At 39.5% G+C, this 13,649-nt stretch carries 20 protein-coding genes and 1 pseudogene; 19 read left to right on the forward strand and 2 right to left on the reverse strand.

Annotation, left to right across the window (positions count from 1 at the left end; genetic code table 11):
• The 14 genes and pseudogenes from GFJ36_RS12585 to GFJ36_RS12645 all read left to right on the forward strand — a co-directional run.
• A pseudogene (locus GFJ36_RS12585) lies at positions 1-439 on the forward strand (DUF723 domain-containing protein); the annotation flags it as partial.
• Positions 432-1,277 carry a hypothetical protein gene (locus GFJ36_RS12590; RefSeq protein WP_157349596.1) on the forward strand — a complete coding sequence of 282 codons (846 nt, stop codon included), beginning with the start codon at positions 432-434 and terminating at the stop codon, positions 1,275-1,277. The pseudogene GFJ36_RS12585 and the gene GFJ36_RS12590, both read left to right, overlap by 8 nt.
• Complete coding sequence (locus tag GFJ36_RS12595) at positions 1,274-2,041, forward strand: P-loop NTPase family protein (RefSeq protein ID WP_157349597.1); 768 nt, start codon at positions 1,274-1,276, stop codon at positions 2,039-2,041. The genes GFJ36_RS12590 and GFJ36_RS12595 overlap by 4 nt, the downstream gene beginning before the upstream one ends.
• A gap of 274 nt (positions 2,042-2,315) precedes the next feature.
• A complete protein-coding gene (locus tag GFJ36_RS29120) occupies positions 2,316-2,474 on the forward strand; it encodes a hypothetical protein (protein WP_194956667.1) in 159 nt (52 codons plus the stop codon).
• 119 nt (positions 2,475-2,593) lie between these two features.
• On the forward strand, positions 2,594-2,827 hold the full coding sequence (locus GFJ36_RS12600) for a hypothetical protein (protein WP_157349598.1): 234 nt from the start codon (positions 2,594-2,596) through the stop codon (positions 2,825-2,827).
• 153 nt (positions 2,828-2,980) lie between these two features.
• A complete protein-coding gene (locus tag GFJ36_RS12605; RefSeq protein ID WP_157349599.1) occupies positions 2,981-3,127 on the forward strand; it encodes a hypothetical protein in 147 nt (48 codons plus the stop codon).
• A gap of 39 nt (positions 3,128-3,166) precedes the next feature.
• Complete coding sequence (locus GFJ36_RS12610; RefSeq protein WP_157349600.1) at positions 3,167-3,631, forward strand: DUF7448 domain-containing protein; 465 nt, start codon at positions 3,167-3,169, stop codon at positions 3,629-3,631.
• 33 nt (positions 3,632-3,664) lie between these two features.
• A complete protein-coding gene (locus tag GFJ36_RS12615) occupies positions 3,665-3,967 on the forward strand; it encodes a hypothetical protein (protein WP_157349601.1) in 303 nt (100 codons plus the stop codon).
• Positions 3,967-4,158 carry a hypothetical protein gene (locus GFJ36_RS12620; protein WP_206752525.1) on the forward strand — a complete coding sequence of 64 codons (192 nt, stop codon included), beginning with the start codon at positions 3,967-3,969 and terminating at the stop codon, positions 4,156-4,158. The genes GFJ36_RS12615 and GFJ36_RS12620 overlap by 1 nt, the downstream gene beginning before the upstream one ends.
• 34 nt (positions 4,159-4,192) lie before the next feature.
• Positions 4,193-4,552 carry a hypothetical protein gene (locus GFJ36_RS12625; protein ID WP_157349603.1) on the forward strand — a complete coding sequence of 120 codons (360 nt, stop codon included), beginning with the start codon at positions 4,193-4,195 and terminating at the stop codon, positions 4,550-4,552.
• A gap of 110 nt (positions 4,553-4,662) precedes the next feature.
• Positions 4,663-4,884, forward strand: a complete 222-nt coding sequence (locus GFJ36_RS12630) for a hypothetical protein (RefSeq protein WP_157349604.1) — start codon at positions 4,663-4,665, stop codon at positions 4,882-4,884.
• A 36-nt stretch (positions 4,885-4,920) separates the two neighbouring features.
• Positions 4,921-5,208, forward strand: coding sequence for a hypothetical protein (locus GFJ36_RS12635; protein WP_157349605.1), 288 nt, complete (start codon positions 4,921-4,923; stop codon positions 5,206-5,208).
• Between the two features lie 121 nt (positions 5,209-5,329).
• Positions 5,330-6,673, forward strand: a complete 1,344-nt coding sequence (locus tag GFJ36_RS12640; RefSeq protein ID WP_157349606.1) for a DnaB-like helicase C-terminal domain-containing protein — start codon at positions 5,330-5,332, stop codon at positions 6,671-6,673.
• A gap of 26 nt (positions 6,674-6,699) precedes the next feature.
• Complete coding sequence (locus tag GFJ36_RS12645) at positions 6,700-7,716, forward strand: toprim domain-containing protein (RefSeq protein WP_157349607.1); 1,017 nt, start codon at positions 6,700-6,702, stop codon at positions 7,714-7,716.
• 7 nt (positions 7,717-7,723) lie between these two features.
• On the opposite strand, the gene GFJ36_RS12650 is transcribed toward GFJ36_RS12645, so the two are convergent.
• Positions 7,724-7,942 carry a helix-turn-helix transcriptional regulator gene (locus GFJ36_RS12650; protein WP_157349608.1) on the reverse strand — a complete coding sequence of 73 codons (219 nt, stop codon included), beginning with the start codon at positions 7,940-7,942 and terminating at the stop codon, positions 7,724-7,726.
• Between the two features lie 37 nt (positions 7,943-7,979).
• Positions 7,980-8,177 carry a helix-turn-helix domain-containing protein gene (locus tag GFJ36_RS12655; RefSeq protein ID WP_098815849.1) on the reverse strand — a complete coding sequence of 66 codons (198 nt, stop codon included), beginning with the start codon at positions 8,175-8,177 and terminating at the stop codon, positions 7,980-7,982.
• A gap of 114 nt (positions 8,178-8,291) precedes the next feature.
• Between GFJ36_RS12655 and GFJ36_RS12660 the strand changes: the two genes are divergently transcribed.
• The 5 genes from GFJ36_RS12660 (at position 8,292) to GFJ36_RS12680 (ending at position 13,584) form a co-directional block, all read left to right on the forward strand.
• Positions 8,292-9,509 (forward strand): AimR family lysis-lysogeny pheromone receptor, encoded by a 1,218-nt coding sequence (locus tag GFJ36_RS12660; protein WP_157349609.1) that lies wholly within the window; start codon positions 8,292-8,294, stop codon positions 9,507-9,509.
• A 312-nt stretch (positions 9,510-9,821) separates the two neighbouring features.
• Complete coding sequence (locus GFJ36_RS12665) at positions 9,822-10,466, forward strand: sigma-70 RNA polymerase sigma factor region 4 domain-containing protein (protein WP_157349610.1); 645 nt, start codon at positions 9,822-9,824, stop codon at positions 10,464-10,466.
• Positions 10,467-10,973: 507 nt separating this feature from the next.
• Positions 10,974-11,741: a single-stranded DNA-binding protein gene (locus GFJ36_RS12670; protein ID WP_157349611.1), complete on the forward strand. Its 768-nt coding sequence runs from the start codon at positions 10,974-10,976 to the stop codon at positions 11,739-11,741.
• Between the two features lie 12 nt (positions 11,742-11,753).
• Complete coding sequence (locus GFJ36_RS12675; RefSeq protein ID WP_157349612.1) at positions 11,754-12,152, forward strand: hypothetical protein; 399 nt, start codon at positions 11,754-11,756, stop codon at positions 12,150-12,152.
• 73 nt (positions 12,153-12,225) lie between these two features.
• Complete coding sequence (locus tag GFJ36_RS12680; protein WP_157349613.1) at positions 12,226-13,584, forward strand: hypothetical protein; 1,359 nt, start codon at positions 12,226-12,228, stop codon at positions 13,582-13,584.
• The last annotated feature ends 65 nt before the right edge of the window (positions 13,585-13,649 follow it).

Raw genomic sequence — 13,649 nt, forward strand, 5'->3', positions numbered from 1 at the left:
GAAAATGCGATATAAATGCCCGCATCATCCAGGCGAAGTATTTACGATACTATTTTCACACCTACGAAGAGGGCATGGATGCCCGAAATGTGGGAAAGAGCGAAGTGGACAAGTCCGATCAGAAGTACATTTTTTAGAACAAGTATCGAAGAGCTCGTCAATTTATACGAAAGAGCAGCGTCAAAAAGCGCGCCAAGAAACTTCGAGATTACTAGATACGTATTGTTACGATTGTCCAAACAAGGACTTACCGTATATCGGAGCGATTGAAGAACATTGCTATAAAAATTGTCCGCATGGAGTCGGATTAGATATTCGACGATGTGGTGCAATATTAGCCGGCGAAGATGCAGAAGCGGTGATTGAGCATTACAAGGTGAAATTTGAGAAAGAACGTATTGACAGTAACAGTCGTAAGGAGGTACTAGTAAATGAGTAAGGCAGGCGTGGCGCAGACACAAGGGTACAGAAAAACTAGAGAGAGAGTTGAGTTTGAAGAGCGTATTGTCGATGGCAGGTCCGTAAGTGGAAAGAAGTGTTCAAAATGTGGAGTGTGGAAAGAACTCGAAAATAGTTTTAGTAAAAAGAAAGGCGGTCTTGGAGGAAGAAGAGCTGAATGTACTATATGTGAAGCAGAGAGATCGCATAAATACCAAGAAGAAAACAAAGAATTGCGTACAGCATATTTTCGTAAGAGATATGGGGAAAACAAAGAGCGGATATTAGAAAATAACCGTAGATGGGTAAGAGATAATCAGAAAATTAGACTAGAGTATTTACGTAATTACCGTAAGGAAAATAGAGAAAAAGAGAATGAACGGGTTAGAACATGGAGAAAAGAAAATCCCGAAAGACATAAAGCAATCCAACACCGTCGACGAGCTCGTAAAAAAGCGTTAGTGGATGATTTTACGCATATACAAATGCGAGAAGTATTGGCGTACTTTAGCGGAGGATGCGCTTTAACGGGATCAGAGAATATCCATTGGGATCACGTTATTCCTTTAGTGACAGGACATGCTGGGACTACTCTAGGTAATATGATTCCACTACGTCATGATTTAAATGAATCTAAAGGTGAGCAGAATATATTCGAATTTTTCAAAATGAATAGGCAACGTTTTGAACTATCGTACGAGAAATTTAATTTTCTTATCAAATGGTTGGCAGCCGTTAATGATAAGACAATTCAAGAGTACCGAGATTATGTGTACTGGTGTCATGAAAACCCACGTAAGTTAGATGATTTAGAGATGGAAAGCGAGGTAATGTCATGAAATGCATTCTCGCTGACTACTGTTCGCTCTACAAAAGGGATTCATGTAATAACTACTGTCCGTCTTATATTGCGGTGCACGGTTCAAATGGGAAAAGTGGGCGTTCATTTGCAACTAGTTTACCGGATGAGTACAAGTTTATTACAGCGAAAAACTCGCCTGTTCGAGAGTCACAGCTAAAGGTTTACAAGTCAATAGACGCATATATAGGAACCTTTAAACGGCAGTTCGATTCTACGGATGGGTCAACGGACGCAAAGGACAAAATTAAATCGATGTATCTCTACTCGGAGGAAACTGGCACAGGGAAAACGACAACAGCGGCCGTAATTTTAAACGAATGGTTAATACGACATTACATCGGTAGTTTGCAGCGAAATAGGCAATCGTTGCAGGTACCTGGGTATTTCTTAGATGTGAACGAGTGGCAGACGTTATTCAACGAATTTAATCGGTCAAACATACCGCGTGAAACCGCGGAGAAATCAGCAAAAGAATACTATCGTCGCATGGGTAATGCAAAGACGGCACCTTTCGCAGTACTGGACGATATTGGAGTACGAAGTGCAACCGAGGCGTTTCGAGGTGATTTACATGCGGTAATAAACCATCGAGTAACAAACGGATTACCTACGGTATACACTTCGAACATTCCTATCGACGAATTGGAAAACGTGTTTGATCGTAGGTTGTACGATAGAGTGCGAGATTTATGCGTGGTGTTGCCGTTCGAAGGTAGTTCGAAAAGGGGGATGCGGAAATAAAAAAATGGCCGCTCCTTTTAGTAGAACGGCCATACCGAAATCATGTGCTGGAGGTCGCCACAAATGGCTTAAGGCGTCTTCTTTAGGCAGTATGGACAAGAATTTTTAAGTTTATACGTAAAAACGGCGAGTAACCAGATAGGCTACCTGCTACGTCCCTGCACGACACGGAGAAGAACCCCCCCCCGTTTTGAAAGAATGAAGTCGAAGGGAGATCGACTCAAAGGTAGTATGCGCAAAACAAAAACGGTTATTCAAGAGGGAGAATATGAAAATGAAGAGACTTATTATCGGTGCATTTCTCTATCTACCGTTAGCATTCTGGCTTAGTTATTTTTGCGGAATCAGTACGGTAGAAGTGCTCGCAACAATGTTTATTGTCGGAGTTACCGGCGGAATCTATAACGTAGTATTAGAGGAAACGAAAGAATAAATTGTGTAAGTAAGACCAAATTTGAATTTTGTATAAAAGCGAGGGGTTGAAAAAATAAAATGAGTGGAATTTACAAACTCGTATCGCAATCCATAAAACAAAGAGGGAGAGAATTAAAGATGGGTAGATTCAAATGTGACAATTGCGGAGTGTACGAAATGATTTTGACTAAAGGACTATGTGATGATTGTGTAAATAAAAAAGAGAAAAACGTAATTGTGGAAAATATGAGTGATTTAGAAAAACTTAAAGAAATTAACGAACGTTGGGAAGAAGGAGAGTTGACATGGGAAGATTTAAAACAAGATTATTTGTGGTTAAAAGATAAATGCAATCAATTAATTAAAAACTAAACAAAAGCGTTATTTGAATAGAAAGGACGACAGTCGATGATTATGCACATCAAACTCAAAAACATTGAAGAAGAGTGTTTTGCATACCCAACTTCATTTATTGGTGAAACAGTAGATAACAAAATATTCTATTGTCGTTACTGAGGTGGGCAGATGAGATTTGAAATAGATGACGTAGTGATTTTACGATTCGATTACGGTGAAAGATTTGATGGATCGTGCTCGTGGGAAGAGTTTAAAGAAGAAGCAAAATGCAACGGTTTATTGATTAACGATGATGAAGCGGAAATAAAAAATTAAAACAAAATCGTTAATTTGAGAGAAAGGGTGAATGAAAGAATGGCAGGTTTTATGAACGGAATTCAAAAGTTATTAGGTGAATCGGGAGAACTAGTATTACTGGTTGGGAAAACGATTGAGAAAGTATTTATTGGCGAAGATAACTGGTCACTCAGGTTTATTACCGATAATGGAGTAGTTGAATGGAATACGGAAAATGATTGCTGTAATGAAGTATGGTTTGAGCACATGGATGATTTAGAAGCTCTTGTAGGTGCAACAGTCATTGAAGTTGATGGTGATCGTTGGGGAGAATGGGAAGATATTTCTGAAGAAGATGAATATGACGAAGTTCTTGAACAAGCATTTTGGAAAATTAAAACCAATAAAGGAGTTTGTACTATTGAAGTACGTAACTCACACAATGGATACTATGGCGGGCGTGTAAATGAAGAATTAAGTGAATGTGGAAGAGAAGATTTTGAAAATCATGATGATTGGAAAGAAGTAACGGAAGAATTTTAATAAAAACGCTATTTGAATAGAAAGGGTGTGAATATGAAGAAAGAAATTGATCTCTATAACATCGATATAGTTATTCAAGCTTTATTAGAAATGAAACAGGAATATATGAAAACAAAAGGATTCAATGAAGAAGCTAAGTATCATAAATGCAGTGTATTAGAATCCAATATAAATTTAATCATTCGATTTGATAAATCGCGGAAATTATGGAATTGCAAATACGGAAAAGACGAGCCTTACTTTGGTAACTTGCTTAAACAATTTTCGAATTTAGAGAATCTTGATCACTATATAAAAGAAATGAAACTGTTACTAGAAAGAGGAGCGGATGAATGATGAAAGAAAAAACATACTTACCTGAAGATGCTTATTGTGAAGAGGATATTGCAGCAGTTAAAGAATTGGTTGAAGTTTACGGGATACCTGAAGGGGCAGCGGTTGATTGTTTAGTAAGTCGTACAGCTGAAGAGATGCAAACGGTATTAACTTTCCTTAGAAGATATGGAAGTATGATCAAGGTTTTATAATAAAAATTTCATTTTGTAGAAAAGGGGAATTGATATGAAATACGGTGTTTATTTAGGTGGAGAAGTAATGGAAACTCATGATGATTATTTTAAGGCGCGTGAAGAGGCGCAGCAGTTAACGAAAGATACGGGTGCAGTTCATTGGGCTATGCCGATTCAAGAAACTAAATGGAGTGAACAAAGAATTAAAGCTCATATACGATATGTAGAAGAGAGCGAAAAGAAAATAATGAAGTTAGAAAGTGATTATATAAATGCACAGGAATCGCTTAGAAAAATTATAGAACGTATCGAAAGTGAGAAGTTAAGCAAAAGGAAACTTCACGATGAATTGTATGATCATGGCGGTTGGATGTTATATGACGGTGAATGGGTTGAAGTGGACAAGCAATAAAAAAGCAGCTAGCAAAAGCTAACTGCTCACCCAAGAAAAACAGAGGAAAGATAACCATGTGTCTATAGTATTGACGGAATATTGAGTTTTATTCAGGGGAGGAACTAAAGATGGAAGAAAACGAAAGATATTGGATTTTAGAATATTACAGATATCATTGCGAATATCAATACGAAGCCGATAGTAAGGAAGAAGCACTAAGATATGGTTGCCTTCGAGAAGATGAAGGTGAAATTTCAATGCATCGATTACTTGATCCAGATGGAAATGTAGAAATGGATAAACAAGAGCTATCTCATTACTATGTTCATGATTGGGTGTACGAAATTTAATAAAATAATCCTTTGAATAGAAAGTGAGGAAAAAAGATGAGCTTATACTCAACGAAGGAACAAGAAACGGTATTGACTTTCGACAACGAAACGAAGGAATGGAGCGCATACTCTTGCGTCCCGAAACACATCCGTAAATTAGTAGAAATAGTCGGTAAGGAAAACGTTACAGTTATCGAAAGTGATAATGACGGCAACTTACTAGCGATGAAATGTACGTTGCAAGAGAAGAACGTCAGTATGAAACGATTACGAACATATAGCGAGGATCAGAAGCGAGAGATGGCGGAGAGAATGCGGGCGGTTCGAGGTTCTACAAATTGACTAATGTAATAGTTTAAATTAGACCATTACAAGTATTATTTATTTTCGTAAACTATTAAGTACAAAGCTCTTTGACAACCGAATAAAAATCGCTCAAAAAAACAAAATGGAGGTGTAGTTAATGAACTACGGAGAAATGCTCTTATCGAAAGTGGTAGATACCGCTAACCCCGTTCAGCTTAACTATGTAACAGAACGTGACTTTGTTACAGCTTCGGAAAAGAAAGCGTACCGATTTATCAAAGATTACGTAGAAACTAATCGAGGAAAAACGCCGGACTTCCGTACGTTAGTGGCGGAAGTCGACGGCTTCACTTACGTCCCACAAGTCGAGGATAGCTTCGAGTATTTAACGAAACAAATCAAGTCTTATAGCGCTAAGATCGAAGTGATGGAACTCTTACAAAACGAAGCGCCTACCCAATTTGAGGAAAAAGACGGAAATAGTTTCCTAGAATGGTTGCGAGAAAAAGTAGACGGAGTTATAATTAGAACAAACGTTCGAGATAAGGTCGGAACAAGCTTAAAAGCCGATGCAAACAAGTTTCTCGAAGAATATGACCGCAGGAAAAAAGGCGAGTCGTATCGTATTTGGAACTCACGATTCCCATTCATTAATAAAGCGATTGGTGGGTACGTTTCTTCAAACGTTTACACAATCTACGGGAAGTCAGGGCGTGGTAAATCCGCAACGACTATCGAAGAAGGTGTAGAGATGGCGTTTCAAGGTGCGAACGTACTCATCTGGTTAATGGAGATGGGATGGTTCGAGGGAATGGTCCGATTGTATACTTCGATTTCAGCACGTATTGGTGCGACAGTTGCTGAGTTAGATGGCGTGAACCTCGAAGCGGGCTTTGACTCAAAGGAAATACGTCACGGTAAGCTATCGGAGGAATTCGAAGAGGGTTTTAAAACGTTCTTAGCTAATATTAACGATATTTTACCTGGTAACATTATCGTACGAGGCGTAGATGATGACGATTTCCATCGTAGAGACTTACGTCAATTGGAAGTAGATATTATGGAGACGAACGCTGATGTCGTTATAGTTGACCCGTTCTACTATCTCGATTATGAGACAAATACGAGTAAGACGGCAGGTGGGGACGCAGCGGCAACTTCGAAAGCACTCCGTCGATTGGCAGGTAAGGCAGGTGTAGTAATATTCGCTATTACACAAGCGGATGAAGTAGATAATAATGAGGACGAGGATGGACAAAGGGAATTACGTTTACCGAAACGTAGCGAGGTAAAGAAAACGAAAGCGTTACTCGAAGACGCGGCGTTATTGATAGCAGTAGACACTGACGCAAAGCAATGTCGAGGTATGATCGGTATTAATAAAGGCCGTGACGGTGGCGAAGGTGAATCAGCCGAAATTATTTACATGCCGCAGATTGGCGTTATTAAAGAAATGGAAACAGGCGAGCAGGCAGCAAAGCAATTTACGAGTGTATTTTAAATTAAAAGAATGGTAGGTGGCTCACCTTGTCAAGTATTCAAATACGCAGTCAGTCCGTCAATGCAGACATCGAATATGAACTTCGTCAGTTTTCATGGAGCAATGAACGATGGTCATCTGATAAACTGATAGCAGCAAGCCCGTTTCGATACGAGCACACGCCGAGCTTCTTCGTCAACTTAGAAGGAGATTACGCTGGCACGTGGAAAGATTCCGGCGCATTTGATAACGAATGGGAAAGCGGCAACTTTACCAGGTTATTATCTTACTTGCGAAATGAGACGTATGAAGAAACGGAAGATTATTTACTCGAGATGTATGGTGTGGAATATAGTTACGATAATTTAACACTTAAGCCACCGAAACTTCGTGTTGAGGGGGGAAGTAAGGCCCTCGATTTTGGTCGGTTGCAAGAGTATGCGTTCAGACATCCGTATTTAGAGGGTCGTGGTATAAGCGAGGAAGTACAACGACAAATGAAGATTGGTTACGACCGTAATAGGCAGGCGGTTGTAATTCCGTGGTTTGATACAAACGGAAGATTGGCGAATATAAAGTATCGGAAAACGCGTGGCAAAGCGTTCTGGTACGAAAAGGACGGAAAGCCAATCGGAGATTTAATATACGGTTTACATCTTGCTTATAGACGGAACATAAAACGTGCAGTATATTGCGAGGCGGAAATAGACGCGATGTCTTTCATGACAGCGGGGGTTTTCGGATTGGCAAACGGAGGCTCATCGTTCAACCAACGTAAGGCAGATCAGTTATTAAAGTCGCCAATAGAGGAATTAGTTATCGTGGCGGATAACGACCCGGCGGGCGAGAAACTTAGAAAAGAACTTGAGAAATATTTAAACGGTAAAATACGGTTGACAAACGGTTATGTACAAGGGTATAAAGATGCAAATGAAGCGTTGGTAAAAGAAGGCGCAACTTCGTTGGTATCTGTAGTTGATAATGCGGATCCAGTTCGATTAAAATTAATATACGTGAATTCACGTAGTGACGGTCGGAGGGAAGATACGAAACCTTCCCGGTAAATAGATGTTATTCCGTTTCCCATTCGTACAATTCTTCGATGTCACAATGTAGTACGGACGCAATGTTACGCGCTCGTTCCACATTCGGCAAATTACGTAAGCTGACATAATCCGTTATGGATTGCGGTACAATACCGACTTTCCTAGCGAGATCAGCTTGTGTAATGCCGTTTTTCTTACATAGTTCGGGAATACGGCACCTTCCGACTTTAAACGATGTAATCACCTCCTTTCTTAAATCGGAGGCTTTGAAACTATTATTTTTAAATGCTTACAATTTTAACTACTTTTTCTATAGGTACGTCTAGATGTAGACAGATTTCTTCTATTGTACTTAAATTTACAGACATCCCTTTGTTAATATTCGCAATGGTCCTCGCATTTAGAATTGTACCGCGGAGATCACTAATTACCATTTCTTTTTCTTTTAGCGTCTCATGCAACGGAGAGTAGTCAATCATTTTAACACGTCCTTAAAAAAGTTTCTCAACCTATTGTGTGTTTACAAAAGTAAACATTGGAATTATACTTACATTATACCAAAATTTTCTTATACAGCATAGGAGGGTTTTCAAGTGCAGGGGTTTCATAGAGAGATATGCGATATTATTAATGATAGAGATGATATAACATTTTCAGCGGTTGGAGAAAAAATAGAAGCATCCAAACAATGTATGTCTAAATTTAAAAAGGATGGGACCATAGGGTTTAGAAAGCTTTTGAGACTCTCCTATTACCTGTTTCCAGACAACCAACGCGAGAAGATGGAGAAATGGTGTCTACAATTAGATTCGGCGGAATCAATTCAACAAAGCTTGGAGTATGCAGCAATTACTAGGAATGTATCCTTGTTAAAAAAGCTTATAAAGAAGCATAAAAAAGAAGTTGGAATTATTGGTGATTACATAAACGTTTACAATGTAATTTATAAATACATGAATTACGACATGGAAGGTCATGAAATAATCGGAAATTTAAAAAAGATTGAATATACTGAAGATAACGCCCTGATGATCTTAGTTAAGATACTTAAGTGTTATGGTTATTTTGCACAAAAAAAGATTCATCTTATGTTGGATTTGGCTTTGGAAGTAGAAGAAATGATAAAAAATTTAAGTGATAGTCGTAAGTTATTTATCAAAGAATGCTATCTTCATAGGTTAGCAGAAGTTTTAGCACCTGTTTATCTACATAGGAATGAGCTAGAATTATCGAGGCATTATTCTTTTTTAATAATTAACGCTAATATCTGCGCGAAAACTGTTTCTGATGCGTCATATTATGTAGGGATGACGTACTTAACTGAAGATAAGGAGAAATGCTTAGAGTACCTTCAGAAGAGTCATGAAATCGCTAAGTCTGTCGAAGTGAAAAATTTGATTATCCAAACGAGAGATAACCTAGATTATGTTAAAATTTACCTAGACATACCACTAGGAATAGATTCAGATGCGAGACTTGTGATGTATCAGAACAATAAGAAAAACGGAAAAATGATTGAAGATTACATAGAAGAAAGGGGAGAAAGAGATTTTCTTTTAATATATCAAGCTTGCAATCAAGAATCTATCCTTGCGTTGTACGAATGCTTCCAAAGGTTCTTTTCAAATTCGAACTTCTTTTTCTCTAGTCTAGTGGCTAAAGAAATATACGACAGAGGCGATCGTTCCGGTATGACTGAGATGTTAACGAATTTTAAATCTAACAACAATAAAGGAGAGATTCATTTTGAAAAAAGTTTTATTAGGAGTTTCCGCAGTTTTAACACTAGCTCTGGGAGTATTTGCGCTTAGTGGTTTTGTAGATGCGCAAGGAGATAATCAACAATATAAAGCGCAAGAGACTAGACCAGGTGGTTAATTACTAACTAAATAAGATTACTAAGGGCGGTCTTCTTGATCGCTCTTTTTTATTCGTATAAATGTTTACGAAAGTATACAAAGTGTAAATTCCAGTACTTAGTGTACTTTGATAAATATTCCATTGTAATATGCTATACTTTGAACATTGGTAATAAACAAAAAACTTTTATCGAAAAAAATTATAAAAAATGTGCGCGGGCTTGGCCGCTTGTGCGTCATAGTTAATGTAAGGGGGAATAAGAAGTGAAAGACGAACAAAAATTGAATATTAACGAAATGGTAAATAATTATCTTCGAACAGGTGACGATTTCATATTTACGGGTTTGTACACTAGTTTATCGGAGGTATATCGTGACAAGCTTCGGTATTGGAGCACGAGTACATACATGGCGAACGAACATGACATAACCGGATTGTTCCACGATGTAATACAGAAGGTATTGAAAAGCTTACGGAATAACGCTGGCGGCGATTTCGTAAAACTATTCGCAGTATCATTAAAAAATGAGTACAATTCATTATTGCGAAAGTTACGTACGAGAAGAAAGTACGAATTATATGACGGACCTAATAGCGATGAGGAAGAGAACACGGCAATGTTCGAAACTATCGCTGACGAATTCGATTTAGAAGAACACGTTATAAAAAAGAAGGAAGCCGACCAGCGTGAGCTAATCGACTTCCTTACAGACCCGGCTAAGGTCAGTGACGAGACAACGACGGCAATCGTTGAATCGTTTATTACGAATGATGGACCAACTACACCGACGGCAATCGGAAAGAAGTTAGGCCTTCATCATTCTACGGTAATTCGCAAGATCGAGCGCTTGGCAAAGCGTTTCGATGAAAGACAATTCGGTAATTATCGAGATTATCTTCTTGCGTAATTTATATATACGCATAGGCATCGCGTATATATCGAAGTTTTAAGTAGTTATGTGTATGAAGGGGGCTAAACGCTTCCCTTTGTACATAAAATTAACCGACTTGGCAGGTCGACCAATTGCAATACTTTTGCTTAACGTTAAAGCAAGTTACCTTACCTTAATTAAGCGGAAGTGTAATACAGTGCACCTCACTGTTATTATACAGTATTACCGTGGTACGTACAAACCAATTCTTTGTAAATTCGGTCGACACTATCTGTCATATTACGTTTTATTCTGATATTAAAAGATAATATAATGCACGTCGATATAACGTCATTACCTGCGTATTTCCCCCGAATATGAACAACGGGTAGTGGCGTCATATGGGCGTTTGGCATATACGTCCTAAATTTCTTGATTTCTACCGATGTATCCCCCGCGTCGGTATTACGTAATTGAAGCCAGTTGCGTAATACGGGCGTGGGAACCACCCAAGCTCGAATAATTAACGAAGGAGTTGTTTCGATGGGTATTAGAGAAACGTTAAAAAAGCGTGAGGAACAACGTGAAGCAAATCAAAACGGAGGTAATAACGATTTCCCTGAAGGTGTAACGAGATACGTCCGAATGGGGAAACACGGCGAAGTAAACGCAGATGGTAGAACTTTCATCTTACTAGCTGACCCGGATAATTGGTATTTCTACTTCGTACACGAAGATAAAACATTCGACGGTAAACGTACGATTCACCGATTCCGAAAGCACTCATGCTTACACTCTCCACGTGAAACAAACGCAGACATTACGCAATACTTCAAACCAGGTAAAACGGAATGTCCGTCATGTAAGGTCGGAGCGAAACGTAAGATGTACGCAATGATTCCTGTTTACGATTTGGAGTACGGTACTTATCGCGTAATCGATACGGCTGAGTTCCATATTAACAACATCATTGCTGACTACGATAAAGCTGAAAAGATGGGCCGTAAGTTTAATCCGCAGTACTCATTAGTAGGTGAAGCGGTGCACATTAAGCAGGTCGATAAATCTTATTCGTTAGAGTCAGGTGAAGCTACGGACGAGCAAGTCGAAAAGGCTAAAACGTTTATCGGTACGGAATTTGGTTACGAAGACTTAGCAAACTTCCGTGAGGAAAGTGACGTTATTACATTGTTACAAGATGCGGAAGATGAGTCGATTGATAAATCGAAGTTACTAACGTCTTCAAAAAGTGATGCAGCAAGCAACGAGGGAACACCAATTGATATCTCAGATGACGACTTACCGTTCTAAGGAGGAGCGCACATGGCACACGAAACAACAATTAAGGGCGGTTGCTCGGAACTCCGAGTAGCCCTCGCGCTCTTAAACCTCGGTTGGGAAGTAGCGAATTCGTTCATCCCGGAGGTTTACGACTTAGTAGCGCGTGATCCGATTAATAAGCAGTGGTACACGATACAGGTAAAAACGATTCGAGTAAGACATGATCGTGACGACGCGTTAGTGGTACAAGCGAAAAAAGGTAACGGTGAAGCTTATACGAAAGATGATTGCGACTATATCGCAGGCGTCGAAGGTGACCGAGTATTCATGTTCGAATGTGCAGGACAACGTGAGTATTGGGCTACAGAAACTAGCGCAAGTCAACGATGGATTGAGTTAACAGCTACAACTAATAATGAAGAAAACGGGGAGGACGAATAATATGGCTAAAGTAAACGTGAAGGTAGTTAATGAAAATACGGTGGAATATAACGGGTTTGTTTACGAAGTTATTATGGGTGACGCGCAGGTAAATGATTTAGTTAAGGCGTCAGACGACGAATTAGATGTAACGGAAGGTGCGTTGTATTTAATTACAGGCATTGATTGTGATGGTGATATCGAGTTTAACGATGATGCGAATGATGTAAATCTATTCTTTAAAGGACATCATTCAGTATTCCGCAAATCCCACGCAATCACCAACGACAAACTAACCGACGCAGAAGGCGTAGTGAAAATCGAATTACCTGACGGAACTAAACTCGAAGGTACACCGTCTGACTTAGAAAAGATTACTCGTAGTATGCAGGCGTTGCAAAATGAGCAGCAAGGGCAGGAGGAACAGGCAGCGACGGTGGAAATGCCGGTAGAAGCGCTTGAAGTAAAGGACGAAGGCGAGAAGGCGTCAGAACGATTACAGGTCGGTGATTATGCGAAGGTTATCGTTGATACTTGCGATTTATTTGAAAAAGGAGAAATCGTTAAAATTATTGAAACGGACTGTTCAATTCTTCCGTACAAAGGTGAGCAATTATCTAGCGGTCGTTATGAATGGTTGTACGAATCAGAGGCAGTGCGTGCTACAGAAGATGAAGTAAAAGTGGTAACTGAGCCGAAAGTCGAACCGTTGAAAGTCGGCGATTTCGCGAAAGTTGTAAAAGTAGATAGATTCGAAATTGGGGACATCGTTGAGATTGACGGTGAAGATTCACAACATTTCCGAGCAACTCGCCTGAAAGATGGGTTCTGGCATTACGCAGATTTAGAACGAGAACTAGTAAAAGCAACCGACGAAGAAGTCCTCGAAGCTAAACAAGCGATATTGAAAGTAAATGATTATGCGAGGATTATTAGTAACGAGGCAACTACTGAAGCGTGTGACCCACATGAGTTTGAAGTTGGTACCGTTCTTAAATTACACGAGTTTGACTCTGACGATAACACGTTTGAGACTCGATATTTAAATGGCGACACGCCTGACGCAGAGTGGGTACACCGTAAAGACCTCGAACCACTAACGAAAGAAGAAACGGAACACATCGCCCGTGAAGCTGAGGAAGAGAAGAAAGCGAAGGCAGAGCGTGAGGAGAAAGAAGCGGAGCGACTTAAGTGGGCGGCTATCGGTCGTGAGGTTGGCGAGATTAAGAAAGGCGATATCGTACATCTAACATACCGTGAGTTAATGCTAGGTAAAGTTTTAGGACTTAATGAAGATTCATCTACACCAAGTGACCAGCGTTATTATGTTGACTTTGGAGAAAGAGGTAGCGGAATTTGTACGGAAAAAGTAACTAACTTGTTACTGATTGCACCTTCGGAATCTCTATTTGATCAAGCGCCTATAACAGAAAGCGCTGAGAAATTTGAGTAGAGTTTGCGAAAATTGCAACGCAGTACTCAACCGTAAAGAATTCGTATACGACGATCGCGAGGGCA

The organism is Bacillus sp. EE-W1, assembly GCF_009760835.1.
Taxonomy (GTDB): Bacteria; Bacillota; Bacilli; order Bacillales; family Bacillaceae_G; genus Bacillus_A; species Bacillus_A wiedmannii.

Excerpts from the sequence above, each read along its gene's own strand:
- GFJ36_RS12605 (WP_157349599.1), top strand. The coding sequence starts at position 2,981 with ATGAGATTTGAAATAGATGACGTAGTGATTTTACGATTCGATTACGGT.
- GFJ36_RS12600 (WP_157349598.1), top strand. The coding sequence starts at position 2,594 with ATGGGTAGATTCAAATGTGACAATTGCGGAGTGTACGAAATGATTTTG.
- GFJ36_RS12670 (WP_157349611.1), top strand. The coding sequence starts at position 10,974 with ATGGGTATTAGAGAAACGTTAAAAAAGCGTGAGGAACAACGTGAAGCA.
- GFJ36_RS12675 (WP_157349612.1), top strand. The coding sequence starts at position 11,754 with ATGGCACACGAAACAACAATTAAGGGCGGTTGCTCGGAACTCCGAGTA.
- GFJ36_RS12640 (WP_157349606.1), top strand. The coding sequence starts at position 5,330 with ATGAACTACGGAGAAATGCTCTTATCGAAAGTGGTAGATACCGCTAAC.
- GFJ36_RS12595 (WP_157349597.1), top strand. The coding sequence starts at position 1,274 with ATGAAATGCATTCTCGCTGACTACTGTTCGCTCTACAAAAGGGATTCA.
- GFJ36_RS12680 (WP_157349613.1), top strand. The coding sequence starts at position 12,226 with ATGGGTGACGCGCAGGTAAATGATTTAGTTAAGGCGTCAGACGACGAA.
- GFJ36_RS12615 (WP_157349601.1), top strand. The coding sequence starts at position 3,665 with ATGAAGAAAGAAATTGATCTCTATAACATCGATATAGTTATTCAAGCT.
- GFJ36_RS12625 (WP_157349603.1), top strand. The coding sequence starts at position 4,193 with ATGAAATACGGTGTTTATTTAGGTGGAGAAGTAATGGAAACTCATGAT.
- GFJ36_RS29120 (WP_194956667.1), top strand. The coding sequence starts at position 2,316 with ATGAAGAGACTTATTATCGGTGCATTTCTCTATCTACCGTTAGCATTC.
- GFJ36_RS12655 (WP_098815849.1), bottom strand. The coding sequence starts at position 8,177 with ATGATTGACTACTCTCCGTTGCATGAGACGCTAAAAGAAAAAGAAATG.
- GFJ36_RS12610 (WP_157349600.1), top strand. The coding sequence starts at position 3,167 with ATGGCAGGTTTTATGAACGGAATTCAAAAGTTATTAGGTGAATCGGGA.
- GFJ36_RS12635 (WP_157349605.1), top strand. The coding sequence starts at position 4,921 with ATGAGCTTATACTCAACGAAGGAACAAGAAACGGTATTGACTTTCGAC.
- GFJ36_RS12590 (WP_157349596.1), top strand. The coding sequence starts at position 432 with ATGAGTAAGGCAGGCGTGGCGCAGACACAAGGGTACAGAAAAACTAGA.
- GFJ36_RS12620 (WP_206752525.1), top strand. The coding sequence starts at position 3,967 with ATGAAAGAAAAAACATACTTACCTGAAGATGCTTATTGTGAAGAGGAT.
- GFJ36_RS12630 (WP_157349604.1), top strand. The coding sequence starts at position 4,663 with ATGGAAGAAAACGAAAGATATTGGATTTTAGAATATTACAGATATCAT.